At 70.9% G+C, this 22,993-nt stretch carries 26 protein-coding genes; 11 read left to right on the top strand and 15 right to left on the bottom strand.

The features are described from left to right. Position 1: 1 nt before the first annotated feature. The 3 genes from OG570_RS14065 to nth are packed head-to-tail and all read right to left on the bottom strand — an operon-like array spanning position 2 to position 2,036. Positions 2–760, bottom strand: a complete 759-nt coding sequence (locus OG570_RS14065) for an NUDIX hydrolase (protein ID WP_326956787.1) — start codon at positions 758–760, stop codon at positions 2–4. After that, positions 757–1,356: a TlpA family protein disulfide reductase gene (locus tag OG570_RS14060; RefSeq protein ID WP_326944987.1), complete on the bottom strand. Its 600-nt coding sequence runs from the start codon at positions 1,354–1,356 to the stop codon at positions 757–759. The genes OG570_RS14065 and OG570_RS14060 overlap by 4 nt, the downstream gene beginning before the upstream one ends. Beyond that, on the bottom strand, positions 1,353–2,036 hold the full coding sequence (gene nth, locus OG570_RS14055; RefSeq protein ID WP_326951698.1) for an endonuclease III: 684 nt from the start codon (positions 2,034–2,036) through the stop codon (positions 1,353–1,355). The genes OG570_RS14060 and nth overlap by 4 nt, the downstream gene beginning before the upstream one ends. Positions 2,037–2,274: 238 nt before the next feature. Between nth and OG570_RS14050 the strand changes: the two genes are divergently transcribed. The 3 genes from OG570_RS14050 to OG570_RS14040 all read left to right on the top strand — a co-directional run bounded on the left by OG570_RS14050 (position 2,275) and on the right by OG570_RS14040 (position 5,066). Then, entirely contained in the window at positions 2,275–2,526 is a 252-nt protein-coding gene (locus OG570_RS14050) for a hypothetical protein (RefSeq protein ID WP_247058866.1), read from the top strand. Between the two features lie 147 nt (positions 2,527–2,673). Continuing rightward, complete coding sequence (locus tag OG570_RS14045) at positions 2,674–3,348, top strand: Crp/Fnr family transcriptional regulator (RefSeq protein ID WP_003081747.1); 675 nt, start codon at positions 2,674–2,676, stop codon at positions 3,346–3,348. A 452-nt stretch (positions 3,349–3,800) separates the two neighbouring features. Further along, entirely contained in the window at positions 3,801–5,066 is a 1,266-nt protein-coding gene (locus tag OG570_RS14040) for an MFS transporter (RefSeq protein ID WP_326956786.1), read from the top strand. A gap of 174 nt (positions 5,067–5,240) precedes the next feature. Here the strand turns inward: OG570_RS14040 and OG570_RS14035 are convergent, their stop codons facing one another. Beyond that, entirely contained in the window at positions 5,241–6,686 is a 1,446-nt protein-coding gene (locus OG570_RS14035; RefSeq protein ID WP_326956785.1) for an MFS transporter, read from the bottom strand. Positions 6,687–6,736: 50 nt separating this feature from the next. On the opposite strand from OG570_RS14035, the gene OG570_RS14030 reads away from it, so the two are divergent. Together OG570_RS14030 and OG570_RS14025 are read left to right on the top strand one after the other, a co-directional pair. After that, positions 6,737–7,342: a TetR/AcrR family transcriptional regulator gene (locus OG570_RS14030; RefSeq protein WP_326956784.1), complete on the top strand. Its 606-nt coding sequence runs from the start codon at positions 6,737–6,739 to the stop codon at positions 7,340–7,342. Between the two features lie 9 nt (positions 7,343–7,351). Continuing rightward, a complete protein-coding gene (locus OG570_RS14025; protein ID WP_326956783.1) occupies positions 7,352–8,416 on the top strand; it encodes a DNA polymerase III subunit beta in 1,065 nt (354 codons plus the stop codon). 28 nt (positions 8,417–8,444) lie between these two features. Here OG570_RS14025 and OG570_RS14020 read toward each other — a convergent pair whose 3' ends face one another. Together OG570_RS14020 and OG570_RS14015 are read right to left on the bottom strand one after the other, a co-directional pair. After that, positions 8,445–9,740 (bottom strand): PIN-like domain-containing protein, encoded by a 1,296-nt coding sequence (locus OG570_RS14020; RefSeq protein WP_326956782.1) that lies wholly within the window; start codon positions 9,738–9,740, stop codon positions 8,445–8,447. 59 nt (positions 9,741–9,799) lie between these two features. Next, on the bottom strand, positions 9,800–10,762 hold the full coding sequence (locus OG570_RS14015) for an Lrp/AsnC family transcriptional regulator (protein WP_326956781.1): 963 nt from the start codon (positions 10,760–10,762) through the stop codon (positions 9,800–9,802). An 83-nt stretch (positions 10,763–10,845) separates the two neighbouring features. On the opposite strand from OG570_RS14015, the gene OG570_RS14010 reads away from it, so the two are divergent. Next, positions 10,846–11,667: a VOC family protein gene (locus OG570_RS14010; RefSeq protein ID WP_326956780.1), complete on the top strand. Its 822-nt coding sequence runs from the start codon at positions 10,846–10,848 to the stop codon at positions 11,665–11,667. Beyond that, complete coding sequence (locus tag OG570_RS14005; RefSeq protein WP_326956778.1) at positions 11,667–12,854, top strand: carboxylesterase family protein; 1,188 nt, start codon at positions 11,667–11,669, stop codon at positions 12,852–12,854. The genes OG570_RS14010 and OG570_RS14005 overlap by 1 nt, the downstream gene beginning before the upstream one ends. On the opposite strand, the gene OG570_RS14000 is transcribed toward OG570_RS14005, so the two are convergent. The 7 genes from OG570_RS14000 to OG570_RS13970 all read right to left on the bottom strand — a co-directional run bounded on the left by OG570_RS14000 (position 12,832) and on the right by OG570_RS13970 (position 17,208). Beyond that, a complete protein-coding gene (locus OG570_RS14000) occupies positions 12,832–13,086 on the bottom strand; it encodes a glutaredoxin domain-containing protein (protein WP_247058875.1) in 255 nt (84 codons plus the stop codon). The two genes, OG570_RS14005 and OG570_RS14000, sit on opposite strands and share 23 nt — an antisense overlap. Continuing rightward, the gene (locus tag OG570_RS13995; protein ID WP_326956777.1) at positions 13,083–13,853 is read right to left on the bottom strand and encodes an MBL fold metallo-hydrolase; all 771 of its coding nucleotides are present in this window, start codon (positions 13,851–13,853) and stop codon (positions 13,083–13,085) included. Before OG570_RS13995 ends, OG570_RS14000 begins: the two co-directional genes overlap by 4 nt. Next, on the bottom strand, positions 13,850–14,668 hold the full coding sequence (locus OG570_RS13990; protein WP_326944996.1) for an NUDIX hydrolase: 819 nt from the start codon (positions 14,666–14,668) through the stop codon (positions 13,850–13,852). The genes OG570_RS13995 and OG570_RS13990 overlap by 4 nt, the downstream gene beginning before the upstream one ends. 107 nt (positions 14,669–14,775) lie before the next feature. Further along, the gene (locus OG570_RS13985) at positions 14,776–15,921 is read right to left on the bottom strand and encodes a hypothetical protein (protein WP_326956776.1); all 1,146 of its coding nucleotides are present in this window, start codon (positions 15,919–15,921) and stop codon (positions 14,776–14,778) included. Positions 15,922–15,958: 37 nt separating this feature from the next. Further along, the gene (locus OG570_RS13980; protein ID WP_247058879.1) at positions 15,959–16,585 is read right to left on the bottom strand and encodes a hypothetical protein; all 627 of its coding nucleotides are present in this window, start codon (positions 16,583–16,585) and stop codon (positions 15,959–15,961) included. Further along, complete coding sequence (locus tag OG570_RS13975; protein ID WP_326956775.1) at positions 16,585–17,040, bottom strand: RidA family protein; 456 nt, start codon at positions 17,038–17,040, stop codon at positions 16,585–16,587. The genes OG570_RS13980 and OG570_RS13975 overlap by 1 nt, the downstream gene beginning before the upstream one ends. A gap of 6 nt (positions 17,041–17,046) precedes the next feature. Further along, the gene (locus OG570_RS13970; protein ID WP_020642049.1) at positions 17,047–17,208 is read right to left on the bottom strand and encodes a DUF4177 domain-containing protein; all 162 of its coding nucleotides are present in this window, start codon (positions 17,206–17,208) and stop codon (positions 17,047–17,049) included. Between the two features lie 141 nt (positions 17,209–17,349). On the opposite strand from OG570_RS13970, the gene OG570_RS13965 reads away from it, so the two are divergent. From OG570_RS13965 to OG570_RS13955, 3 genes are read left to right on the top strand one after another with little or no spacing between them, the layout of a single operon-like run. Further along, complete coding sequence (locus OG570_RS13965; RefSeq protein ID WP_326944999.1) at positions 17,350–17,598, top strand: hypothetical protein; 249 nt, start codon at positions 17,350–17,352, stop codon at positions 17,596–17,598. 21 nt (positions 17,599–17,619) lie between these two features. Continuing rightward, positions 17,620–18,627: an ArsA-related P-loop ATPase gene (locus OG570_RS13960; RefSeq protein WP_326945000.1), complete on the top strand. Its 1,008-nt coding sequence runs from the start codon at positions 17,620–17,622 to the stop codon at positions 18,625–18,627. Further along, positions 18,624–19,751: an ArsA family ATPase gene (locus OG570_RS13955; protein WP_247058883.1), complete on the top strand. Its 1,128-nt coding sequence runs from the start codon at positions 18,624–18,626 to the stop codon at positions 19,749–19,751. The genes OG570_RS13960 and OG570_RS13955 overlap by 4 nt, the downstream gene beginning before the upstream one ends. 42 nt (positions 19,752–19,793) lie before the next feature. Here the strand turns inward: OG570_RS13955 and OG570_RS13950 are convergent, their stop codons facing one another. Beyond that, a complete protein-coding gene (locus OG570_RS13950; RefSeq protein ID WP_247058884.1) occupies positions 19,794–20,090 on the bottom strand; it encodes a WhiB family transcriptional regulator in 297 nt (98 codons plus the stop codon). 345 nt (positions 20,091–20,435) lie between these two features. Between OG570_RS13950 and OG570_RS13945 the strand changes: the two genes are divergently transcribed. Beyond that, positions 20,436–22,613 carry a transglycosylase domain-containing protein gene (locus OG570_RS13945; protein WP_247058885.1) on the top strand — a complete coding sequence of 726 codons (2,178 nt, stop codon included), beginning with the start codon at positions 20,436–20,438 and terminating at the stop codon, positions 22,611–22,613. An 88-nt stretch (positions 22,614–22,701) separates the two neighbouring features. On the opposite strand, the gene OG570_RS13940 is transcribed toward OG570_RS13945, so the two are convergent. Further along, the gene (locus OG570_RS13940) at positions 22,702–22,989 is read right to left on the bottom strand and encodes a hypothetical protein (protein WP_326956774.1); all 288 of its coding nucleotides are present in this window, start codon (positions 22,987–22,989) and stop codon (positions 22,702–22,704) included. Positions 22,990–22,993: the final 4 nt, after the last annotated feature.

Here is a 22,993-nt window from a genome sequence, read left to right as displayed (position 1 = left end):
GTCACTCCTCCACTGCTTTCGGGGGCTCCGGGTGGCGGAGCCCCCGGCCCGGGGCGGAGCCCTGGTGAGACGCCGCTATCCGCGCCTGGTACGCGGCCAGCGCCTCGTCGAGGTCCCGGACGTCGCCCGGGTCCCATTCGCGCTCCCAGCCTCCCAGGCCGAGCAACACGGACAGCAACCCGGCGGTGAACCCCCACACGAACAGGCCCGAGACCTCGAAGGCCGGGCCCTTCCACGGCGCGCCGGCCTTCTTGACCGTGAACCGGTTGGCCGGGTCGACCAGCTCGGCCACCGGGACGCGGGCCACGGACGCCGTCTCGCCGGGGTCGACGGCGTGCACCGGCGACGGCTCGGCCCAGTACGCCAGCACCGGCGTCACGGCGAACGCCGACACCGGGACGAACAGCTCCGGCAGGATCGCGACAGGCCGGATGCCCGCCGGGACGACCCCGGTCTCCTCCTCGGCCTCGCGCAGCGCCGTGCCGACCGGGCCGCCGTCGCCGTCCTCGGCGCCGCCGCCCGGGAAGGCGACCTGGCCGGCGTGCGAGCCGAGCGTGTCGGCGCGCCGCTGCAGCAGGACGTCCGGTTCGCCGTCGGCTTCGCTCTCGCCGAAGAGGATGAGCACCGCGGCGGACCGGGTGTAGGCGCCGTCGGGCGGGCTGAACCGGGTGAACGTCTTCGAGTCGACCTCACCGCTGACCTTGACCAGCGGCCGGAGCCACTCCGGAACCGACTCCGGCTCGACCAGCGGTCCGATCACGATGCCCCCTCGACAGCCACACGCACCTCGTCAGTGTTCCCGAAGGTCCGGGGATTCGCGATGAACCGCACCGCGCCCGCGGCGGTGACCAGGTACGACGCCGGCAACGACGCGGGCACCTTGAGCGCGGTCCGGACCGGCCCGCTCTGCCCGTCGCCGTCGAACACCGACGGTAGGTGCACGCCCAGCCGGGCCAGCAGGTTCAAGCCGTCCTCCGCCGGGCTCTGGACCTGGACGCCGAGGACGCGCACCGCGCCCGGCTGCTTCGCGTAGTCCTGGAGCACGGGCAGCTCCGTCTTGCACGGCTGGCACCACGACGCCCACACGTTGACCAGCACCGGAGCGCCGGCCAGCGCGCGTCCGACGTCGACGCTCGCGCCGTCACCGAGGCAGTCGGCGCGGACGCCGTCGAGCTGCTTCACGGGCGCGGCCGGGCTCGCCGGCGGGCACGGCTGCAGCGCCGCCGCCGACCGCGCGGGCGCGAGGCCGGCCGACGGCGTCGCCGCGGTGTCCGCGCCCCCGCGCGGCAGCAGCGCGACGATCAGCGCCACCACCAGCACGGCGACGGCCAGCGCCCATTTGGTGACGGTCGTCACCGGGGCGCCGCCAGGGCCAGGATGTGGTCCCGTTCGACGCCCTTGACCAGCTTCGCGGCTTCCTCGAACCCGGTCGGGCCGGTGCCGTAGGACGGGCAGTCCCGGGCCAGCGGGCAGGCGCCGCAGGCCGGTTTCTTGGCGTGGCAGACGCGGCGGCCGTGGAAGATCACCCGGTGGGACAGCATCGTCCACTCCTTGCGGGGGATCAGCTCGCCGATCACGTGCTCGACCTTGACCGGGTCCTCCTCCGCCGTCCAGCCCCAGCGCCGGACCAGCCGGCCGAAGTGGGTGTCGACGGTGATCCCCGGCACGTCGAAGGCGTTCCCGAGCACGACGTTGGCGGTCTTGCGGCCGACGCCGGGCAGGGTGACGAGGTCGGCGAGCTTGGCGGGCACCTCGCCGCCGAAGCGTTCGACCAGCGCCGCGCCGAGCCCCATCACGGAGTTCGCCTTGGCCCGGTAGAAACCGGTCGAACGCAGGTATTCCTCCAGTTCAGGACGGTCGGCGCCGGCGTAGTCGGCGGCGGTCCGGTAGCGCTTGAACAGCGCGGGCGTGACGAGGTTCACCCGGACGTCGGTGGTCTGGGCGGACAACACGACCGCGACCAGCAGTTCCAGTGGTGTGGTGAAGTCGAGCTCGCAGTGGGCGTCCGGATACACGTCGTCGAGGCAACGCTTCATCCGCCTGGCGCGTCTCACCAGAGCTAACCGGCTTTCACCAGCGCCCTCACGGGGGGCGTTCGTGGTGGCAGGTGGCACCCCGATAGCCTACGGGCGCCGTCGGACGGGCCGGGCACAGCACCGGTGGACGACCGACACGCCAGAGCACCACCTCGGCGCAGTTTCCGGCCGCCATGAGCGAGGATCTGGAGTAGATGCTTTTCACTGAGTGTTTCCGGCTGTGTTCAGGAGTCCGGCCATGACCGTCTGGTTCGTCATCCTGGTCCCCCTGGTGATCATGTTCTTCGCCCTGTTCATGGAGCGGGTGGAGAGCCGGTTGAAGCACGTCGCGGTGCAGGAGAACGAGGTCGAAGAGTTCCTCGAGCAGGCGCAGCCCAACGAGGTCCGGGCGCTCTACGGGCACGGCATCGGCCGCGCGCTGGAGCTGTTCCGGCTGCGTAGGCTGGGCGGACGGGCAGCCAGGCAACGCGCGCGGCGCGTGCGGAGTTAGGCTCCACGTTCGGACGAGATCGTTTGCCGGGCCGCGCGCCCGGCGGGCGATCTCGGCTGTACGCCCTAGACTGACGCGCAAGTGACTGGCGTCACGCTCTGCGACCGACGCCGAGCGTGATCGTTTCTCGACGAGGAGGCACCCGAGGTGGACGAAACCCTGGCCCGTGCGGGCATTTTCCAGGGTGTGGAGCCGGCAGCGGCGGAGGCGCTGGCCCAGACCTTGGAATCCGTGGAGTTCCCCCGCGGCCATGTCATCTTCAACGAGGGTGAACCCGGCGACAAGCTGTACATCATCCAGTCCGGCAAGGTGAAGATCGGCCGCAAGTCCCCGGACGGCCGCGAGAACCTGCTGGGCATCTTCGGCCCGTCCGACATGTTCGGCGAGCTGTCGATCTTCGACCCCGGCCCCCGGACGTCGAGCGCGACCACGGTCACCGAGGTCCGCGCGGTCACGATGGACCGCCCGGCGCTGCGGCAGTGGATCTCGACCCGTCCGGAGATAGCGGAACAGCTGCTGCGCGTCGTCGCGCGCCGCCTGCGCCGGACGAACAACATGGTCGCGGAACTGATCTTCACCGACGTCCCGGGCCGCGTGGCGCGCGCGCTGCTGCAGCTCGCGCAGCGGTTCGGCAGCCAGGAGGCGGGCCTGCTGCGGGTCACGCACGACCTGACGCAGGAAGAGATCGCCCAGTACGTCGGCGCGTCCCGCGAGACCGTGAACAAGGCCCTGGCCGACTTCGCGCACCGCGGCTGGCTGCGACTGGAAGGCAAGAGCGTCCTGATCCTGGACCCGGAGCGCCTGGCCCGCCGCGCCCGTTGATCCTGTTCCACGCACGAAGAAGGCCTCCTGACCTGCGGGTCAGGAGGCCTTCTTCGTAGTGTTCGACACCAAAACACAGTGCTTGCCCAAAACAAAGAGCCGGGCGCCACCCCCGACGTGGCGCACCGGCTCTTCGTTTGTCGCGCGGACCATCCCCCGACGATCCGCGCTCCCCGCCCTCCGGGCCAGGCCCCGACCCATATGCCGGAGGGAGCTGGGTTATCTGTTGCTGTTGTTCAACCATCACGGCCCATACCCACTAATTCAAGGCCATTCACTCTCAAGGACGCGGTCGGCGCCGTTTCGTTGCAGGAGACCACACAGAATGTCGTGAGTGTTACCTGATCGAGATTTCGCGCTCTGGCACCAAGATCCACCACCAGTCTGCCGGTGACCCACCTGACCGTCAAATAACTGGTACCGACGTACCACTCTGCGGCATACTGGTACGCGTGTCCCAGTCTGCCTCGAACCACGAAAGCCGGACGTCCCTCGCCGACTACCGCACCGCGCTGACGACCCGCGCGGCCCGGCGGCCCGCCGTCGCGTCCGTGCTCGCCCGCCTGCCGATCGCCATGATCGGCATCTCGGCCCTGCTCTACGTCCAGCGCGAAACCGGTTCCTTCGCCGCCGCCGGGCTCGTTTCGGCCGGTTCACTCGCCGGTGTCTCGGTGGGCGCGGTGATCCAGGGCCGGCTGATCGACCGGTTCGGGCCGACGCGGCCGCTGCTCACCGTCGCGGTCCTCCTGATGCTGTTGATGAGCGCGCTCGTCACGGCGATCGAGTCGCACGCGCCGACCGCCGTGCTGGTCGCGCTGGGCGCGGCCACCGGGCTGTCGGAGCCGATGGTCGGATCGGCGTCACGCGCGCTGTGGACGCGTCTCCTGCCGCCGGGCGGCGCGCGCAACGCCGCGTTCTCGTACGAGGCGATCAGCATGGAGGTCTTCTTCATCCTGGGCCCGGGCGTGGCCGGGCTGCTGGTCATGGCGCCGTGGGCGGGCACCGGCCTGGTGCTGGGCGTCGCCCTGCAGTTCACCGGCGCGGTGCTGTTCGCGCTGAGCCCGGCCGTCCGCGCGTGGGGCCCGGCCGCCGCTTCGCGCGGCTCGCTGCTGGGCGCGCTGTCCAGCCCCGGCATGCGGACGCTCGCCGTGGCCGCGCTCGGCTTCGGCATCGTGATCGGCTTCGTCGAGGTCGCCGTCCCGGCGTCGGCCACCGAAGCCGGGCACGCGTCGGTCGGCGGCCTGCTGCTGTCGGCGTGGTCTCTGAGCTCGGTGGCGTTCGGCGTCGTGTACAGCCTGTCACCGTGGCCGCGCCGGCTGGGCGTGCGGCTGCCAGTGCTGCTGGGCGGGTTCGGCGCACTGGTGGCGCTGCTCGCGTGGCCGTCGACGCTGTGGGGCCTGGCGCTGGCGATGCTGGTCGCCGGGGCGCTGATCACCCCGCAGTCGACGGCCCACTCGGCGGCGATCGAGGTGGTCGCCCCCGAGGGCACGGCCGCGGAGGCGTTCGGCTGGGTCCTGACGGCGGTGACGCTGGGGCTGGCCATGGGCCAGTCGGTGAGCGGTTATGTAGTCGAGCACGCGGGCCCGAGCACGGCATTCCTGGTGGCGAGCGTCGCCGGCGTGGTGCTGGCCGGGGTTGTGTGGCTGCTGCGCGGCACGGTCCACCCGGTGCGCTCGGCGGCGGTCGAGCCGACCGAACTGGTGAGCGTGGCTCGCTAGACCGTGGCGCCGGTCTGATGCTCGCGGAGGCGGCGGCCATCGGGCGAGCACGACCGGTGGGCGCGGGCTGGTGTTCGCCGGGTCGCCTGACTACTGCGCGGCACGGTCCGCTCCGTCCGACCGGCGGCAGTCGAGCCGACCGAGCTGGTGAGCGTGGACCACTGAGGCAGTTCGTCAGGTCGTGGCGTCGGCCGCTAAGCCGCGCCGTGACCTGACGAAACCCCAGCCGACCAGCGCTGCGGCGGCCGCCGTGAGCACCAGGGCCGCGATCATCACCGCCGTCTCGAACTGTGAGGTCTGCTGGGCGGTCCAGTTCGACGTGGCGATGCTGCCGGTGAACAGCGCCGCCAAGATGGTGCCCGCCGCGGCGATGCCGGCGCCCGTGGTGACTTCCGACGCGGTGTCGATGAGGGCCGCGCCGATCGTCGTGCGGTTCTCGGGCAGGCCGCGGAGGACGTTGACGCCCGCGACGACGCCGACCACGCGCAGCCCGGCGGCCACGAGCGCCAGCGCCAGCGCGACCCAGACGTAGCCGAGCCGGCCGAGCAGCGCGTAGAACGCGAGCCCGAGCACGACCGCGGCGGCGCTGAGCCACGCGGCCCGCTCGAGGCCGACCTTCCGCACGAACGGGCTGACGAACGCGCCGCCCGCGACGAGCACGACCACCTGCGGCAGCAGCCCGAGGGCCGCGAGCGCGGGCGGCCACCCCCAGTCGAGCTGGAGCTGCAGCGTCACCAGGTACCCGAGGCCGGCGGTCGCCAGCCCCGCCGCGGACTTGAACGCCAGGCCGCTGGAAACCAGCGGGCGGGCGACGAGCTTCAGGTCGAGCAGCGGGTACCGGGTCGAGCGCTCGCGGCGGACGAACGAGATCGCCCCAGCGACGGCCGCGGCGGTGACCGTCCACGGCGCCCACGATCCGGTGCCTTCGTTCACGAACAGGGTGGGCGCGACGAGCGCGAGTACGATCGTCGCCGTGCCCAGCACCGCTCCGAGGACGTCCAATGGGTCGCGGTGGAGGTCAGCGGGGTCGTCCGCGGCGATGCCGGACCGCACGCCGATGATCGCGAGCGCGGCGATCGGCACGTTCACCAGGAGCAGGACCTGCCACGGCGCGATCGCGAGCACCAGACCACCCGCGGTCGGGCCGATCGCGAGGCCGACCAGGCCCACGGTCGAGATGAGCGTGGTCGCCCGGACGCGCAGGTCGTCCGCCTCGAACAGCCGGAAGGCCAGCGCCATCGAGCCCGGCGTCGTCATCGCGGCCGCGATCCCCATCAGCACCCGGACGGCGATCAGCTGTTCCGCGGTGCCGACGAACGCCGTCGCCAGGCTCGCGAAGCCGAGCAGAACCAGCCCGATGAGCATGATCCGCCGCCGGCCGAACCGGTCGGCGAGCGCGCCGAACGCCAGCATCAGCCCGCCGAAGACGACCGAGTACGCGCCGGTCACCCACTGCAGGGACGTCGTCGACGCGTGCAGTTCGCGGCCGATCGTCGGCAGCGCGACGTTCAGGATCGAGTTGTCCAGCATCTCGAAGAGGAAGACCGCGGACAGCCCCGCCAGGGCCACCCAGGCTTCCCGCAACGATCGTGGCGAGCGGGCTGTCAGTTCGGTGCGCATGCCACTAGGTTAATCGACTAAGTTTAGTTACACAAGAGAGTGAGGTCCGGATGCCCAGGACGAGTGAACGCGGCGGGCCGCAGACGCGCGCGAAGATCGCGGAGGTCGCGGCTCGGCTGTTCCTCGAGCGCGGGTACGACAAGGTCACGGTCGCCGAGGTCGCGAAAGAGGCCGGCGTCTCGAGCGTGACGGTCTTCAACCACTTCCCGCGCAAGGAGGACCTCTTCCTGGACCGCGCGGACGACGCCGTCGAGGTCCTGCGCGCGGCGGTGCGCGACCGCGCCCCGGACGTCGACGTGCTGACGTCCCTGCGCAACGCGGCTTTCCGGCTCTTCGACGACCGCCACCCGCTTTCCGGCGTCAACGACCACTCGATCCCGTTCTTCCGGACCGTCGCGGGTTCGCCCGCGCTGATCGCGCGCGCCCGGGAGATCGCCGCCGAACTCCAAGGCGTCCTGGTCGAGGAACTCGGCGCCGACGGGACGTTGCTCGCCGCCTTCTTCATCGCCGGGTACGCCGCGGTGCTGACGGAGACCGCTTCCCGGCTCGTCGCGGGAGAATCGCCGGACGTCGTGGTGGACGACCACCGCGTCCGGCTGGAGCGGCTGTTCGACGCCCTCCGCGGCGGCGTCGTTTTTGTCGGTGGTCGCAGCTAGCTTGCGGGGATGGACGTCACCGCGCCTGCTCACCGCCTCTCGGCGGCCGTCTCCGCCGCGTCCCGCCTGCTGCCCGCGCGCGCCGCGCTGCGGCTGCGGGCGGACGCGTCCGGGCTGACGGTCGCGGGCAGCGACCCGGATCTCGCCGTCCGGTTCGACTGCCCGGCGACCACCCACACCGACGGCGAGGTGGCCGTGCCCGCGGCCCCGCTGGCCGAGACGCTGAAGATGCTGGGCGCGGCGCCGGTGCGCCTGGTCGTCGAAGGCAGCCGGCTGGCGTTGCGCCTGGAGCAAGCCCGGTTCGCGTTGCCGTTGCTCGCTTCCGCGGCCGCGTCCCCGGCTTTTGCCGCACCCCAAGTGTCCGAAGTGGACGGACCGGCGTTCGCGTCGGCGTTGCGGATCGTCGCCGGCACGGCGGCCAAGGACGACCCGCTGCCGTTGTTCACCGGCGTCCGCGTCCAGGCCGCCGACGGCCGGCTGACGCTGACGGCGTCGGACCGCTACCGGATGGCGGTGGCCCGGCTGCCGCTGCGGACGCCGGGGTCCCTCGACGTCCTGGTACCCGCGGCCCTGCTGACGGAGGCGGCACGGCAGGCGCGGGGAGTGGTCGGACTCCACACGGGACCGGGCCGGTTCGGCTTGAGCTGGGCGGGCGGTTTGGTGGGGACAGCGGTCCTGGACGCGGGTTTCCTGTCGGAGGAAGCAATCCCGTCAGGCGCGGTCGACACCAGGGTGACGCTGGAGTCGGACGCCCTCGCGGCGGCGGTCCGCCGGGTCGGGGTGTACGCGGAGGACCGCCGGGTGCTGACCCTGGAGGTCGGCGACGCACAGGTCCGCCTGGCGAGCGCACGCCTGGACGCCGGCGAGGCGGAGGAGACCCTGAAGGCGGACGTCAGTGGTGGCCGGACGTCGCCGTCGTTCCAGGCCCGGTACCTGCTGGACGCGCTGAGCGCGTTCGCCGGGGAGCGGGTGGAGCTGTCGATCCAGCCGGGCATGAGGGCGTGCATCCTCCGGGCTGTGGACGCCGGGGAGGTGGAGCTGACGTACTACCTGATGCCGATGCTGCCCCGCTGACTCACGGATCCAGCGTGGCGAGGCACGTTCAGGAAGTCTCGTCGTCGGCGTCAGGGTCGTCAGCGGTCAGGATTGCGACCAGTTCGGCTGGGATCCGGAAGGCTGCCGCCTTCACACTTCCCTGGTAGATCGGCGCAAGCGCGGCCTGGACACCCTCCGGCACAACACCCTCAGCCTGAAGGTCGCGTGTAATCCGGGCAGTGGGTTTGGTGAATCCGCGGAGCATCCGATCGTCGTCATACGATCCGATCTCATAGACAACCCGTCGATCGACAGTCCCGCCCGACCGCGCTGCGGCACGGATGACGTCGGCTTGTTCCCAGCCTTCGACATCGAGACGTTCCAGCAGCTGAGCGATCCCCTCCGCCGACCAGAGTGGCTTCTCCTGGGTTTGCCGGGAGACTCGCGCGGCGTCGTCGACGGATTCGCTCCGGACCACGATCTCCAACACGGACGCCCTCCTGAGCAAGTCGACGGGGCGCATCAGGTAGAGCTGGCGGCCACTCAGTTTGCGTAGCTCGGTGACCAGTTCGGTCCGCGGGCCGAGGAACTCCGACCGATGACGCCACCACCAGTCCTCCTTCTCATCGCCCGTCACCAGGACGACGTCGAGACCGCGGCGAGCGCTCTCGGACATGACCTGGCTCCATACCAGGTAGTCGCCGGCTGCGCCTTCGGGAAGATCGGAATTGGCTTTCTCCGCGTCGAGGTAACCAGGCGGCTCCTTGGCGACGGCCCGGCGACCGCCTTCCTTGATCGCGTCCTGCCACCAGTCTTGGTCCGGCTCTGCGCCCACTTTCCCGGCCAGCAACTGTTCGAGCTCGACCAATACCGGTTCATCGCACGATCCGCCGAGTACGGCAGGCGCGGCCGGCGTGGACGAGCTGACCGATTCCTCCAGCTCTTCGTACATGGACTGAGCCTTCGCGATCTTTTCATCGCGGTAAGCCACGTCGATCGCAGTTGCCTTCGCCCATTGCCTGATCGCGTCTTCCGTAGCCCGCCGGTGCTTCGCGAAAGCAGCCAATGCTTGCGAAGCGGCCGTTTCGCGACTGGTGAGAACACTCATCCGATTGCGCCAGAACTCACGGATTGCCTGGTGCGGGACCCAGAGCCGGTCACCGATCATCTCGAAGACGCGGAGCAGATCTTTGGTGGTTTCTTCATTGTAGCGGTAGAGGTTGAGGAGAACATTGGCGTCAATCGCCACCAACGCCGTCTTCAAGGCGCCGTCGATCTCGGCGTCCGCGGGCAGCCGATAACCCGGGAACGCTTCGTAAATACCTACGTTTCCCCGCTCTGGACTGCCGTGCGACGTCTCCATGGATACCAAGTCGCTCGACTGTCCCTCGTTGCTACACCTCGGCCGCAACCAGCTGAAACTCACGGATCCAGGGTGGCGAAGCGTTTCAGGGTGCGGATCATCGGGGCCGTCTCCACCTGTTGGACTCCGGACAGTCCGCCCAGGTCGTCGGCCAGGTACTCGTACAGGGCCGCGTCGTCGCGGCAGCCTACGTTCGCCACCAGGTTCGACGGGCCCGTCGTGGCCGCCGCGAAGGCGACCTGGGGATGCTGTGCCAGTGCGCGGCCCGTCGATGACAAGGCCGAGGGCGCCACCGTGAGCCAGAGGGTCGCCGTCAGGGGGTAGCCGAGGCGGGCTGCGTCTATCTCGACGTCGAAGTACAGCGCTCCCGCGTCTCGCAGGTGCTCCAGGCGGCGGCGGGTTGTCGACTCCGAGCGGCCAGCGGCTGCGGAGAGTGTCGACATGTCGGCGCGGCCGTCGTGGGCCAAGGCTGCCAGCAGGGCCGGGTCCTCCGGCTCCGGGCGGTAGGCGACCTCAGCGGGAGGACGGCGTAGCGACACCACCGATGACTCCGGCAACGCGCTCGATCGGCCCGGCCAGCCTGCCGGGCCGCCCGCGAAACGGCGTAGCAGGCGGTACGCCGTCATCGAGACCACTCGCGGTGTTCGCGGGAGCTGGCCCAGCAGCAAGCCGTCGGCTTCCTCTCGTTGCGGGGCGCGGATGAAGCACACGATCTCCGTCCCGCCGGACATCAAGCTCACCCACTGCGTGTCCGCGCGCCGGGCCAGGGCGGTCGCGATCGGGGCCGCCGCGTCCGGGACGCACCTCAAGCGCACCAGCCAGTGGACCTGACCCAGCGCCGCCGCCTCCGGGACGCCGACCACGCGCAGCACTCCGGACGAGCGCAGCTTGCGGTAGCGGCGCGCGATCGTCTGGTCCGAGACGCCGAGCACCTCGGCGATCGTGCTGAACGACGCGCGCCCGTCCAGCTGGAGCGCGTGCGCGAGCCGGCGGTCCAGGTCGTCCAGCAGGTCGGAATTCATCAAATCAGCCTAGAGAACGTCGGATTTCGCGCACAATCCCGCCACGGATGGAAGAACTGCCCGAGAGAACCCACGCTGGGGTCATGAACATCGACCACACCGTCTTCCTCACCCGGAACTACGAGAAAACCTGGCAGCGCTACGAAGAACTCGGCTTCACGCTCAGCCCGCCGTCGCGGCACTTCGCGTCCCGCAGCGAAGGCGGCGAACTGCTGCCGAGCTGCACGGCGAACCGCTGCGCCTACTTCGGCGGCTCCTTCCTCGAACTGATCGGCGTCGTCGACGCGGCCGCCGGCGACCCGTGGCGCGTGCTGCCCATCCTGGACGAACGCGGCGACGGCCTGCACGGTGTCTCCTTCGGCTGCGACGACTCCGAAGCCGCCGAACGCCGGCTGCGCGAAGCCGGGCTCTCGACGTCCGGGGTGCTCTCGCTGCAGCGCGACGTCGACCTGCCGGAAGGCACGCGCACCGCGCGCTTCCGCAGCGTCCACATCAGCCGCGACAAGACGCCCGAAGGCATCCTGCACACCGCCGAGCACCTCACCCCGGAGTACGTCCACCAGCCGCGCTACCTCGACCACCCGAACGGCGCCCGCCGCGTCGCCGGGATCCTGCTGGTCGTGGCCGACGACGAAGTCGAGACCTACCGCAAGCGCTACGACGTGATCACCGGCGGCGAGCACGTCGTCGACATCGTCGGCGCGAGCGACCTCGACGCCGTCCTGCCCGGTGAGACCGCGCCGCGGCTGCCTTACTTCGCGGCGCACGGCGTCGCGGTGGACGATCTGGAGAAGGCGCGGAAACTGGTCGAGCGGCACGTCCCGACCACCACCCGCGACCGCGGGTTCTTCGTCCGCGCCGAGGACGCGTACGGCGCCGCGGTGTACTTCGAAGAGGAGGCCTGATGATCGTCGACACCACCAGCGGCCAGGTCCGCGGACTGAACGGCACGTTCCGCGGGATCCCTTACGCGGAAGCGAAACGCTTCGAACTTCCGACGCCACCGAAGCCGTGGACCGGCGTCCGCGACGCCCTCGAACCCGGGCCCGCGGCCCCGCAGCCGCCGTCGCGGCTCGAACACGCCCTCGGGCCGATGCCGCTCCCCCAGAGCGAAGACTGCTTGTCGCTCAACGTCTTCACGCCGTCGACCAGCGGTCGCCGCCCGGTGCTCGTGTGGATCCACGGCGGCGGGTTCTCCAGCGGCTCGGGCGCCCAGATCTGGTACACCGGCACGCGCCTGGCTCGCGAGGCGGACGCCGTCGTCGTGACGCTCAACTACCGGCTCGGCGCCCTCGGTTTCCTGGCCGTGGACGGCGTTCCGCCCAACCTCGGGATCGCCGACCAGCTCGCCGCCCTCGAATGGGTCCGCGACAACATCGCCGCGTTCGGCGGAAACCCGGCCGAGGTCACCCTCGGCGGTCAGTCGGCCGGCGCCCAGTCGACGCTCGCACTGTGGTCGTCACCGCGGGCGAGGAACCTCGTCAAGCGGATCGCTCTGCAGAGCGCGCCACTCGGCATGCGACCATCCACTTGGGACGATGCGAACCAGAATGCCTTGCTGCTGCAACAAGAAGTAGACATCCGCACGGCCACACTGGACAACCTGCTCGCAGCGCAGCTCAAGGTCGCCGCGGAGACCACGAAGCCCGGTTCGCTCGAACCGCCGTTCCAGCTCGTCGCCGACGGCGACCTCGTCGCGGAAGATCTCATCGAAGCGGCACCGCACGGCGAAGCACTCATCAGCTGGACGCGCGACGAGCTGCGCGCGTTCGTCCCCGACGCGCCCCAAGACGTCGTCGACAAAGCGACCAGCATGTTCTTCGCCGGTGACATCCCGCGGCTCGCCGGGAAGCTCGACGCCGTCACCTTCCGCTTCGACTGGCAGGCGCCCGGCAACCGGTTCGGCGCGTGCCACTGCGTCGACCTGCCGTTCCTGTTCGGCACCCACGACGTCTGGGCCGCGCCGATGCTCGAAGGCGCGCCGAAGGGGCTCGAAGAGGAAGCCGGGTTGCGCGAGGTCTGGGCCGCCTTCCTGCACGGAAAGCGGCCCAGCCTCGAGTGGGCCGCGCTCAGGCTGCCTGAGCGGCCTTGACGGCGGCCTCGACCTCGGCGAACGACGGGTTGACCATCGCGACCGAGCCGACGATCACCGTCGGGACGGTTTCGTTCCCGTTCGCCACCTCGCGCACGCGCGCCGCGCCGTCCGGGTCCTCCCAGATGTTGATCTTCCGGACGTTGAAGCCGCTCTTGGAGATCGGCCGGTCGAGCGCGGCACAGAACCCGCACCCGGGCCGCCAGTAGAACTCCACCTCGACGTTGCTCATCCCTGTCCTTCCGACCGCAAGTAGTCCAGCTGCGCCTGCACGCTCCATTCGGCGGGCGCCCACAGTGCCCGGTCGACGTCGGCGTAGACGACTTCGACCACCTGGCGCGGTGTGGCGTCCGCCCCGAGCACCTGCAAAGCGGAACGCACCTGGTCGAGCCGCTGTTCCCGATGGGCAAGGTACTCGCGCGCGGTCGCGGGCAGATCGGACAGCTCCGGACCGTGACCCGGCAGCCCGCGCGTGCCCGCCGGCAGCTCGATCAGCTTGCGCAGCGACCGCAGGTAGTCACCGAGGTCGTGCAGCACGGTGGTGCCGCGGCCGAGCACGGTGTCGCCGGTCAGCACCTGCCCCTCGAGCACCAGCGACACCGAGTCGGGGGTGTGCCCGGGGGTGTGCAGGACGCGGATCTCCAAGCCACCGGCCGAAAGCACGTCGCCGTCCACAAAGGACTGAGCATCCAGGCACAGCGCCGGGTCGAACGCCCGCACCGGCGCCCCGACGCGCTCGGCGAACCACGGCGCGCCCTCGGCGTGGTCCGGGTGGAAGTGCGTCAGCACGATCAGCTCGACGTCGCCGACGCCGGCCAGCAGCTCCAGGTGCTCGAGGTCGCGGTAGCCCGGGTCGACGACGACGGCCGGGGTGTCCGGCGTCGCCCGCAGCACCCAGCTGTTCGTGCCTTCGAGCGTCATCGACGACGGGTTGTTCTCCAGCAGCACCGACGCCGTCTCCGACACCCGCCGCAGGACGCCGTAGGCCGGGGCGCTCATCGCCGCTCCAGCACGACGCGGACCTGGTCGTTCTCGCGGACCAGCGTCGGCGCGATCCGGACGATCTCGCGCTGCGCGTTCAGCACGTCGTCGGCGGTCGCGAACTCGGCCAGCTCGCTGAGCGTCAGCCAGGTGGGTGGCATCAGCATCCGGCGGCCTTCGCGGGCGTCGGCGATCGCGTCCTCCGGGCGCTGCCAGCCGGAGCTCGACGCCTCGGACGTCGCGCCGTCCGCCTGCTGGCCCTCGGGCAGCTTCGCGACGTAGAAGCGGGTGTCGTACCGGCGCGGCTCCTGCTCGGGGGTGATCCAGTGCGCCCACGGGCGCAGCAGGTCCGCGCGCAGCGTCAGCCCGGCGTCGGCGAGGAACCCGGCCAGCGACACCTCGCGGGTCTCCAGGGCGTGGCGGGCCGGCGCGTACGGCGTCACGTCGGTGAGGACCTCCTCGGCGCTGCCCGCGAGCAGCACGCCGGACTCCTCGAACGTCTCGCGCACCGCCGCGCAGGTCAACGCGCGGGCGAGCGCGTCGTCACAGCCGAACCGGGCCGCCCACCACGACGGCGCCGGGCCGGCCCACGCCACGGACGCGTCGGCGTCGCGCTTGTCGACGCCACCGCCGGGGAAGACCGTCATGCCGCCGGCGAAGGGCATGCCCTTGACCCGGTGCTGCAGGAAGATCTCGACGCCCTCGGCCCCGTCGCGGACGAGGATCACCGTGGCCGCGTCCTTGGGGACGGCCGGTGGTCCATCGGCGTTGGCGCGGGTGGCGATCCCGGCGCCGACGGGGATGTCGAAGACGAACTCCTTGGGCTGCTCCACCCGGGAAACATACCTCCGACACCCGACGTTCCGTCGCGCAGTTGTGGTGTCCCGGACACAGCGAAGGCGGCACTTTCACGTGAAAGTGCCGCCTCGTGCCGCAAAACCTACGGGGCGGTCCAGCCGCGCTGGTCGCCACCGGAGCGGGACGCGCCGTTGAGCCGCATCTTCGCCGCCTCGGCCCGCTCGCGCTCGGCCAGCTCGGCGTGCAGCTCACGCAGCAGCGCCCGGTCGCGCTCGCTCAGGCTCGGGTCGTCCAGGTCCAGCGCGGGCAGTTCGACGACCTCGTGCATCGACGGCTTGCCCGCGGCGATCTCGCGACCCTTCTCCGGGTCCTCGGCCAGCGCCTGCCGCAGCTGCGCGACCTCCGCCGGCGTCAGGTCGGCCGTGCGCTCCGCCCGCGTCTCGGCCCGTTCCGACCGCACCTTGCGGGGCGGCTCGGGGACCGGGGGCGGCGGCGACACGATCGGCACCACCGGGGCGACCGGCTCCGGCGCCATGGTCGTCGGGGCGTTCGCCCGCATGCTGTGCCGGCTGCCCGACTCCGCGACCGGCTCCGCCGAGATGGCGGGGGCCGGCGGCTTCGCGACCGGCTCGGGCCGGTAGGAGGACGTGTTCGACGTCGCGCTCCCGGTCACCCAGGCCGGCGACGCGGCCGCCGAAGCGGCCTGGTGGTACTCGGAGTGCGCGACGCCCGGGCCGCTCACCTCGACGACCGAGTGGATGCCGGCCCGGCGCAGCGCCGTGTCGACGCGGAAGGCGACGGCGGGCGGGTTGCCCTCCGGCCCCAGCTCGACGAGCACCACGCGCTGCGGCAGCGCGCCCGGCACGCTCCCGGCCGGGGTGTTGCGCCACACCGCGTGCACCGACCGGACGTCCGGCAGCACCTGCAGCGTCCGGTCGAGCGCCTCGGCGATGCCGAACTCCGGGGAGTTCTCGCCGGTGAACCGGTGCGTGTTGACCGGCTCGGCCTCGTCGACCAGCAGGTCGTTCGCCAGCGTCGCGTCCGACCGGCTCATCTCGAGGACCAGCGCCAGCTCGCGCTGTTCGGCGGAGCTGACCGGGATCCGGCCCGCGATGAGCGTGCCGGTGGTCAGCTCGACGGCCTCGTCGATGTGCGCGCGGGCGATCAGCTCCCGCGCTTCGGTGAGCGCGCTGTCGTCGATCCGGCCCGCCAAGGCCAGCAACAGGTTGTGCAGGCGCAGGGGCACCGAGAACCCGTCCATGGGCGGGCCGTCGTGGACCTCCACCATTGCCTTGCTCCCTCCCGGCTCGCTGGCGGTGCGAGCGTTAAGCGGCTACGAGCCGGTTGCCCGCCACCGCGCCCACGCAGACCAGCTCGGAATCAGCCAGCGCGGCCCGGTGGTAGCCCGGCAGGTCGAAGCGCGGCGGGATGACCTCGACGCTGGGCTCTTCGTCGCCCAGGACCCGCAACACCCGCTGCAGTTCGCCGGTCAACCTCGGCAGCCCCGACAGCGCGGTGATCAGCAGGACGCGTTTGGCCGTTCCTTGCCCGACGACACCGACGTGCCGCCAGCTCTGCCGCACTTCCCCCACGTCCGGACGTCCCCGCAACGTTGCGTGGATCAACACGGACACGGAGTCGACCGAGTTAACCCATTCGGGCGCACTCGACGTGAATGTGTACCTGTTCTCGGTGACGTCGTCTACCCCCAGGGTCGAACTCACCTGGTGCCAGTCGGCGCCGTGCGGGATGAGCCCGGCCACGAGCAGGCGGTACTCCGTCTGGTCGAGGTCAATCCTGTGCTTAAGCAAAGACCTCGGCAGGGTCCGGGCGAGAGTGCCCATCGCGCCCTCGCCGAGCCAGTCCCGGAAGCGCCACAGCAGCTGGTCGGGCAGCCGCCCGGCCAGCCGGAGCAGCAGCTCGTGGGTGGACTGCTCGATGTCCGGGTCCATCACTGCACCTCCACGATCAGTTCGACCTCCACCGGCGAGCCGATCGGCAGCTCCGCGACGCCGACTGCCGAGCGGGCGTGGACACCCGCGTCGCCGAAGACCTCGCCGAGAAGCTCGGACGCGCCGTTGACGACCGCGGGCTGGCCGGTGAAGCCCTCCGCGGAAGCCACGAAGCCGACAACCTTGACGATCCGCGTGACGTTGTCAATGCCGACCAGAGCGTGCACCGCCGCGAGCGCGTTGAGCGCCGAGGTGCGGGCGTGGCCCTTGGCCTCCTCGGGGCTGATCTCCGCGCCGACCTTGCCGGTCGCGGCGAGCACGCCGTCGACGAAGGGCAGCTGGCCGGACGTGTAGACGTACGAGCCGCTCTTGACGGCGGGCACGTAGGCGGCCAGCGGGGCGGCCACGCCGGGCAGCTCGACGCCGAGTTCCTTCAGCCGTTCGCTCCAGCTCACTGCGGCTCAGCCCTTCGGACGCTTGAGGTACGCGACGTGCTGCTCGCCCGTCGGGTTCGGCAGGACGGTGACCAGCTCCCAGCCGTCCTCGCCCCACTGGTCGAGGATCTGCTTCGTCGCGTGGATCAGCAGGGGGACCGTCGAGTACTCCCACTTGGTGGCGCTCATAGCTCGGGAGCGTAGCCAAGCGGGCAAGGGCGCCGGGGTCCGCCGCCGGAAAAGCGCCGAGGTCCGGGTGACCCCGTCCGAGTGAACGATCACTCGTTGTGGGGCACCTCACATCCGGCCGGGGCCCGCTAGCGTGGGCGCGTGGAAACGTGGCGGGTGATCGCGACGGCGCTGCTGGCCGCGGCCGGGCTGCCGCTCGTGCTGGTCGTGATGGCGAAGGTGCGCGATCGGACGCAGAGTTCGGGGCAGGTCGCCCTCGGCGGAGTGGTCACCCTCACCCTGCTGGTCGTGCTCGGTGTGCTGATGCTCACCGTGCTGCCCGGCCTGGCGACCTGGTTGCTGGTCGCCGCCGTGGCGGCTGCGGTCAGCGTCATGCTGCTGGCCAGCTGAGCACCGGTTTAGGGTGAAGAAGTGACCACTTCCCATGCCGGCTGGACCGACGAGCTTGCCCGCGCCCGGCTGCACTTCGTCACCGGCAAGGGCGGGACCGGCAAGACGACGCTCGCCGCCGCGCTCGGCCTCGCGCTCGCCCGCGAGGGCCGCCGGGTGCTGCTGATCGAGGTCGAGGGCCGGCAGGGCATCGCGCAGCTCTTCGACACCGAGCCGCTGCCCTACGCCGAGCAGCGGATCGCCTCCGTCCCCGGCGGCGGGGAGCTGCGCGCGCTGCACATCGACGTCGAAGCCGCACTGCTCGAGTACTTCGAGATGTTCTACAACCTCGGCTTCGCCGGCCGGACGCTGCGGCGGATGGGCGCGATCGAGTTCGCGACCACCCTCGCGCCCGGCCTGCGCGACGTCCTGCTCACCGGGAAGATCAAGGAGTGCGTCGGGCGCACCGAGTCCGACGGGCGGCACACCTACGACGCCGTCGTCGTCGACTCGCCGCCGACCGGCCGGGTCGTCAAGTTCCTCGACGTCACCAAGGCCCTGACCGACCTCGCCAAGACCGGCCCGATCCGCGGCCAGGCCGACGGCGTCGTCCGGCTGCTGCACTCCGGCGAGACCGTGATCCACATCGCCACGCTGCTCGAGGAGATGCCGGTCCGCGAGACCGTCGAGGCCGTCGCCGAGCTGGACGGCGCCGACCTGCGCCCCGGCGCGGTGCTGGTCAACCGGGTCCGCCCGCCGCGGCTGCCGGCCCGCTCGGTGCTGGCCGCGGCCGACGGGCGCGTCGACGCCTCCCGCGTCCGCACCGGGCTCGCGTCGGCCGGGCTGAAGCTGCCCGACACCACGCTGGACGCGCTGGTCGAGGAGACCGTCGAGCACGCGGTGCGGGTCGCCGCCGAGCAGCGGGCCCGCGAGCAGCTCGCCGAAGCCGACCTGCCGACGCTCGAGCTGCCGGACCTCACCGGCGGCGTCGACGTCGGGGCGCTCTACGAGCTGGCCGAGGCTCTGACCGACCAGGGGGTGCGGTTGTGACCACCACCATCGACATCGACGCGCTGCTCGACGACGAGAAGAGCCGCGTGATCGTCTGCTGCGGTTCCGGCGGCGTCGGCAAGACGACCACCGCCGCGGCGCTGGCGTTGCGCGCGGCCGAGCGCGGCCGCCAGACCGTCGTGCTCACCATCGACCCCGCGCGCCGCCTGGCGCAGGCGCTCGGCCTGCGTGAGCTGGGCAACCACCCGCGGCAGGTGCAGGTCGAAGGGTTCGAGCCCAAGGGCGAGCTGTGGGCGATGATGCTCGACATGCGCCGCACGTTCGACGACATGGTGCGCGTGCACGCCGGGCCGGAACGCGCCGAGCAGCTGCTGCAGAACCCCTTCTACCAGACCATTTCCACGTCGTTCTCCGGCACGCAGGAGTACATGGCGATGGAGAAGCTGGGGCAGCTCGCGGCCACCGGCGACTGGGACCTGATCATCGTCGACACCCCGCCGAGCCGCTCCGCGCTGGACTTCCTCGACGCACCGACGCGCCTGTCGTCCGCTTTGGACGGCCGGATGATCCGGCTGCTCACCGGCCCGGCGAAGGCCGGCGGCTGGGGCCTGCGCAAGGTCGTCAACGCCGGGTTCTCGATGTTCGCCAAGGCCGTCTCGACGATCATCGGCGGCCAGCTGCTGACCGACGCGTCGGCGTTCATGCAGGCCTTCGACAGCATGTTCGGCGGCTTCCGCGAGCGCGCCCGCAAGACGGCCGAGCTGCTGCGCTCGTCCGGGACGTCGTTCCTGGTCGTGGCCGCGCCGGAGCCGGACGCGCTGCGTGAGGCGTCCTACTTCGTCGAACGGCTCTCGGCCGAGTCGATGCCGCTGGGCGGGCTGATCGCGAACCGGACGCACCCGGTGCTCGCGAAGCTGTCCGGTTCCGAAGCGCTGGCCGCGGCCGAGTCCCTGCAGGAGGGCGACGTGAACGCGCCGCTGGCCGAAGCCGTGCTGCGGCTGCACGCCGACCGCGTCGACCTCGCCGCCCGCGAGGAACGGCTGCTCGCGCGGTTCACCCGCGCCCACCCCGAGGTGGCACTGGCCCGGGTGCCCGCGCTGGCCGGTGACGTGCACGACCTCGACGGCCTGCGCGACATCGGCACCAAGCTCGCCTCCTCGTGAGTGTTCAGGGCGGTTCCAACCGCCCTGAACACTCACGAGCGGTCAGCCGACTTCGACCCGCTCCAGGGCGTCCCGTTTGGCCGCCTCGAGCAGTTCGGCCCAGTTCAGCACGTCGGGACGACGGCGCAGCAACGCCCGCCGTTCCCGTTCGGTCATGCCACCCCAGACACCGAAGTTGATCCGGCCGTCGAGTGCTTCGGCGAGGCATTCCGTGCGGACCGGGCAGCCCATGCAAACGGCTTTCGCCCGGTTCTGCTCCGCACCCCGGACGAACAGGCCGTCCGGATCGGCGTCCCGGCAGGACGCGTTGATTCGCCAGCTCGACTGGTTGGTTTCCATACCCCCAGCTCCCTACCCTGGTGATCGACGCACCAGCGGGGACAAAGGCACTGCGCTCCTCGCCCCCGCGAGCGTGTCTCCCTCAGCTCACGTCGGTTTGCCGGACACCTCCCCGGTGCCGGTGCCTGCAGCCGGACCGCGCGAGCTCCCACTCGCGGTGATCCGCCTCTCGGCTTTCTTCGTGAGACGTTGACGGACTGTAAGGGCCCTCGGTTCCCTCCGCCAAGACCTAGAATGCCTTCCGTTACCAGATGTCACCGAAGGGGGTCGCGTTTGTCACTGAATTCACATCTTCGGGGACACGGCGTCACCGGCGCCTGACCCGCCCCGCGTAGGCTGGCCCTCGTGCGAAAAGCGGATGGTTTGTTCAAGCTCATCGGCCTCTGCCTGCTCGCGGGGGTGCTCGTCGCCGGCATGCTCTTCCCGGTCGTGGGGGCCGCCGGTGTCATGTCCAACCAGGCCAGCGAGACGGTCGAGAAGACGTCGTCGGACCTCGCGGACATCCCGCCACCGCTGGTCACGACCGTCACCGACAGCGCCGGTACCCCGATCGCGACGATGTACGACCAGTACCGGCTGCCGATCAACGAGAACCAGATCAACGAAGCCATGAAATGGGCGCTGGTCTCGGTCGAGGACAAGCGGTTCTACGACCACCACGGCGTCGACTGGCAGGGCACGCTGCGCGCGGCCGTCAGCAACAGCACCGGCGCGGACACGCAGGGTGCGTCGACGCTCACGCAGCAGTACGTCAAGAACTACCTGATCAACGTCGTCTACCGCGGCGACACGGTGGGTCAGAAGAAAGCGCAGGAACAGTCGGTCGCCCGCAAGCTGAAGGAAGCGCGGATCGCGATCCAGCTCGAGACGAAGCTGACCAAGCAGCAGATTCTCGCGGGTTACCTGAACATCGTCGAATTCTCCCGGCAGATCTACGGGATCGGCGCCGCCGCGCACGCGTACTTCAACACCACGCCGGAAAAGCTGACCGTGCCGCAGGCCGCGTTGCTCGCCGGATTGGTGAACAACCCGATCAACAACGACCCGTGGAAGCACGCGGACAAGGCGACCGCGCGCCGCAACATCGTGCTCGACCGGATGGTCGAGAACAAGAAGCTGGCCAAGGCCGACGCCGACCGCTTCAAGGGCGAGCCGCTGGGTGTCGTGCCGGACTTCCCGGCGAAGCCGCCGGCCAACTGCATCGGCGCGGGCCCGGAGGCCGGGTTCTTCTGCCAGTACGTCGAGGACTACCTGATCAAGTCGGGGATGAGCAAGGACCAGCTCTACACCGGCGGCTACACGATCAAGACGACGCTGGACCAGCGCGCCAACCACGAGGCGAAGGTCTCGGCGGAGACGCAGGTCAAGAAGACACAGCAGTACGTGGCGAACACGTTGTCGCTGATCAAGCCGGGCAAGAACCGGCACGAGGTGGTCGCGCTGGCCGCCAACCGCGACTACGGGCAGGACCCGGACCAGGGCCAGACGACGTACGCGCTGCCGGCGGGTGTCTACAACACCGGTGGCGCCGGGTCGACGTACAAGATCTTCACCACGGCCGCGGCGATGGAGAAGGGCGTGGCGGGGATCTACTCGCCGGTCGAGGTGCCGGACTCCTACACCTCGCACGTGTTCACCGGTGGCGCGAAGACCTGCCCGCCGACGGGGCCGCCGCTGCGCTCGAACTGGTACTGCGTGGGCAACGCCGGTGACTACAGCCGGATCGCCCAGGGCGCGACGGTCCAGACCGCACTCGCGACGTCGCCGAACACCGCGTTCGTCGAGCTGGAAGACCGGCTCGGCAGCACCGCGCCGGGCATCGACATGGCCAAGCGGCTCGGCATGCGCGACACCATGGCGACGAACGCCTCGGGCAAGACGCCTGACCCGAACGCGCCCCGGGCCGAGGAGCGCGAAACCCAGGCGACGTTCTACGGCCCGAACGACAAAAGCCCCGGTTTCGGCGCGTTCACCCTGGGCTTCAGCCCGCTGAGCGGCCTGGAGCTGGGCAACGTCGCGGCGACGATCCTCTCCGGCGGCGTCTGGTGCCCGCCGACGCCGATCGCCGGCGTGACCGACCGCAACGGCCAGCCGGTGCCGGTCAAGGAAGCCGGCTGCGAGCAGGCGGTGCCCGAAGGCCTGGCGAACACCCTGGCGGTCGGCATGAGCAAGGACGACCAGCCGGGCGGCACGTCGGCGGCCGCGGCCGCCGCGGCCGGGTGGAACCGCCCGATCATCGGCAAGACGGGCACGACCCAGGGCAACGTCTCGGCGACGTTCGTCGGCGGCACCCCGCAGCTAGCGGGAGCGGCGATGACGTTCAAGTTCGGCGGCGGCGGCTCGGGCGGTCTCTGCGACGCCGGCCCGGGCAACGTCCGGGTGTGCGGCAGCGGAAACATGTTCGGCGGCAAGGCCCCGGCCCGGACGTGGTTCGGCGCGATGAAGAACATCATGGACGCCAGCCAGCCGGTCGTCGGCCTACCCCAGCCGGACCCGCAGTACATGGGCGGCCCGGGCCGCTAGAAACACCTGGGCGGGGCCGGAGCGGCTTGACCTTGCTCCTGCCCCGCCCATTTCTTGTCCCGCAGCGGCGTTTGACACGGACCGAGCCTCAGCAAATTCCGATCCGCAACACCTCCGCGCCGGCGGCCACCACGGCACGGCGAATGGGGTCGTCGGTGGCTCGTTCGACTTCGGTCAGCCCTCCGAGCCGCCCCGCGATCTTCGCGGACTCGGAACCGTCCCCGGGCACCGCCGGGAGATGGTCCTGCACGCTTCGATCCGGAAAGATGGCGCCGAAGAGGTGCGCGAATCCGGCCACCCCGCCCACGACGACTGCGAAAACCAGCCAGAGGACGGCGACCAGCAGCGGGTTCATCCGCCGTCGGGGTGTGGTCATCGGA

The sequence above is a fragment of the Amycolatopsis sp. NBC_01286 genome, from assembly GCF_035982555.1.
GTDB lineage: Bacteria > Actinomycetota > Actinomycetes > Mycobacteriales > Pseudonocardiaceae > Amycolatopsis.
The sequence above is the reverse complement of the archived record's forward strand: the minus strand, read 5'-3'. Positions and strand labels throughout refer to the sequence as shown.

Bases quoted from the DNA above. Each gene is read 5' to 3' on its own strand.
- OG570_RS13940 (WP_326956774.1), bottom strand. From the start codon at position 22,989: ATGACCACACCCCGACGGCGGATGAACCCGCTGCTGGTCGCCGTCCTC.
- OG570_RS14050 (WP_247058866.1), top strand. From the start codon at position 2,275: ATGACCGTCTGGTTCGTCATCCTGGTCCCCCTGGTGATCATGTTCTTC.
- OG570_RS14005 (WP_326956778.1), top strand. From the start codon at position 11,667: ATGATCGTCGACACCACCAGCGGCCAGGTCCGCGGACTGAACGGCACG.
- OG570_RS14035 (WP_326956785.1), bottom strand. From the start codon at position 6,686: ATGCGCACCGAACTGACAGCCCGCTCGCCACGATCGTTGCGGGAAGCC.
- OG570_RS14025 (WP_326956783.1), top strand. From the start codon at position 7,352: ATGGACGTCACCGCGCCTGCTCACCGCCTCTCGGCGGCCGTCTCCGCC.
- OG570_RS14030 (WP_326956784.1), top strand. From the start codon at position 6,737: ATGCCCAGGACGAGTGAACGCGGCGGGCCGCAGACGCGCGCGAAGATC.
- OG570_RS13970 (WP_020642049.1), bottom strand. From the start codon at position 17,208: ATGAGCGCCACCAAGTGGGAGTACTCGACGGTCCCCCTGCTGATCCAC.
- nth (WP_326951698.1), bottom strand. From the start codon at position 2,036: ATGAAGCGTTGCCTCGACGACGTGTATCCGGACGCCCACTGCGAGCTC.
- OG570_RS14010 (WP_326956780.1), top strand. From the start codon at position 10,846: ATGAACATCGACCACACCGTCTTCCTCACCCGGAACTACGAGAAAACC.
- OG570_RS13985 (WP_326956776.1), bottom strand. From the start codon at position 15,921: ATGGTGGAGGTCCACGACGGCCCGCCCATGGACGGGTTCTCGGTGCCC.
- OG570_RS14000 (WP_247058875.1), bottom strand. From the start codon at position 13,086: ATGAGCAACGTCGAGGTGGAGTTCTACTGGCGGCCCGGGTGCGGGTTC.
- OG570_RS13980 (WP_247058879.1), bottom strand. From the start codon at position 16,585: ATGGACCCGGACATCGAGCAGTCCACCCACGAGCTGCTGCTCCGGCTG.
- OG570_RS14020 (WP_326956782.1), bottom strand. From the start codon at position 9,740: ATGGAGACGTCGCACGGCAGTCCAGAGCGGGGAAACGTAGGTATTTAC.
- OG570_RS14015 (WP_326956781.1), bottom strand. From the start codon at position 10,762: ATGAATTCCGACCTGCTGGACGACCTGGACCGCCGGCTCGCGCACGCG.
- OG570_RS13950 (WP_247058884.1), bottom strand. From the start codon at position 20,090: ATGGAAACCAACCAGTCGAGCTGGCGAATCAACGCGTCCTGCCGGGAC.
- OG570_RS13995 (WP_326956777.1), bottom strand. From the start codon at position 13,853: ATGAGCGCCCCGGCCTACGGCGTCCTGCGGCGGGTGTCGGAGACGGCG.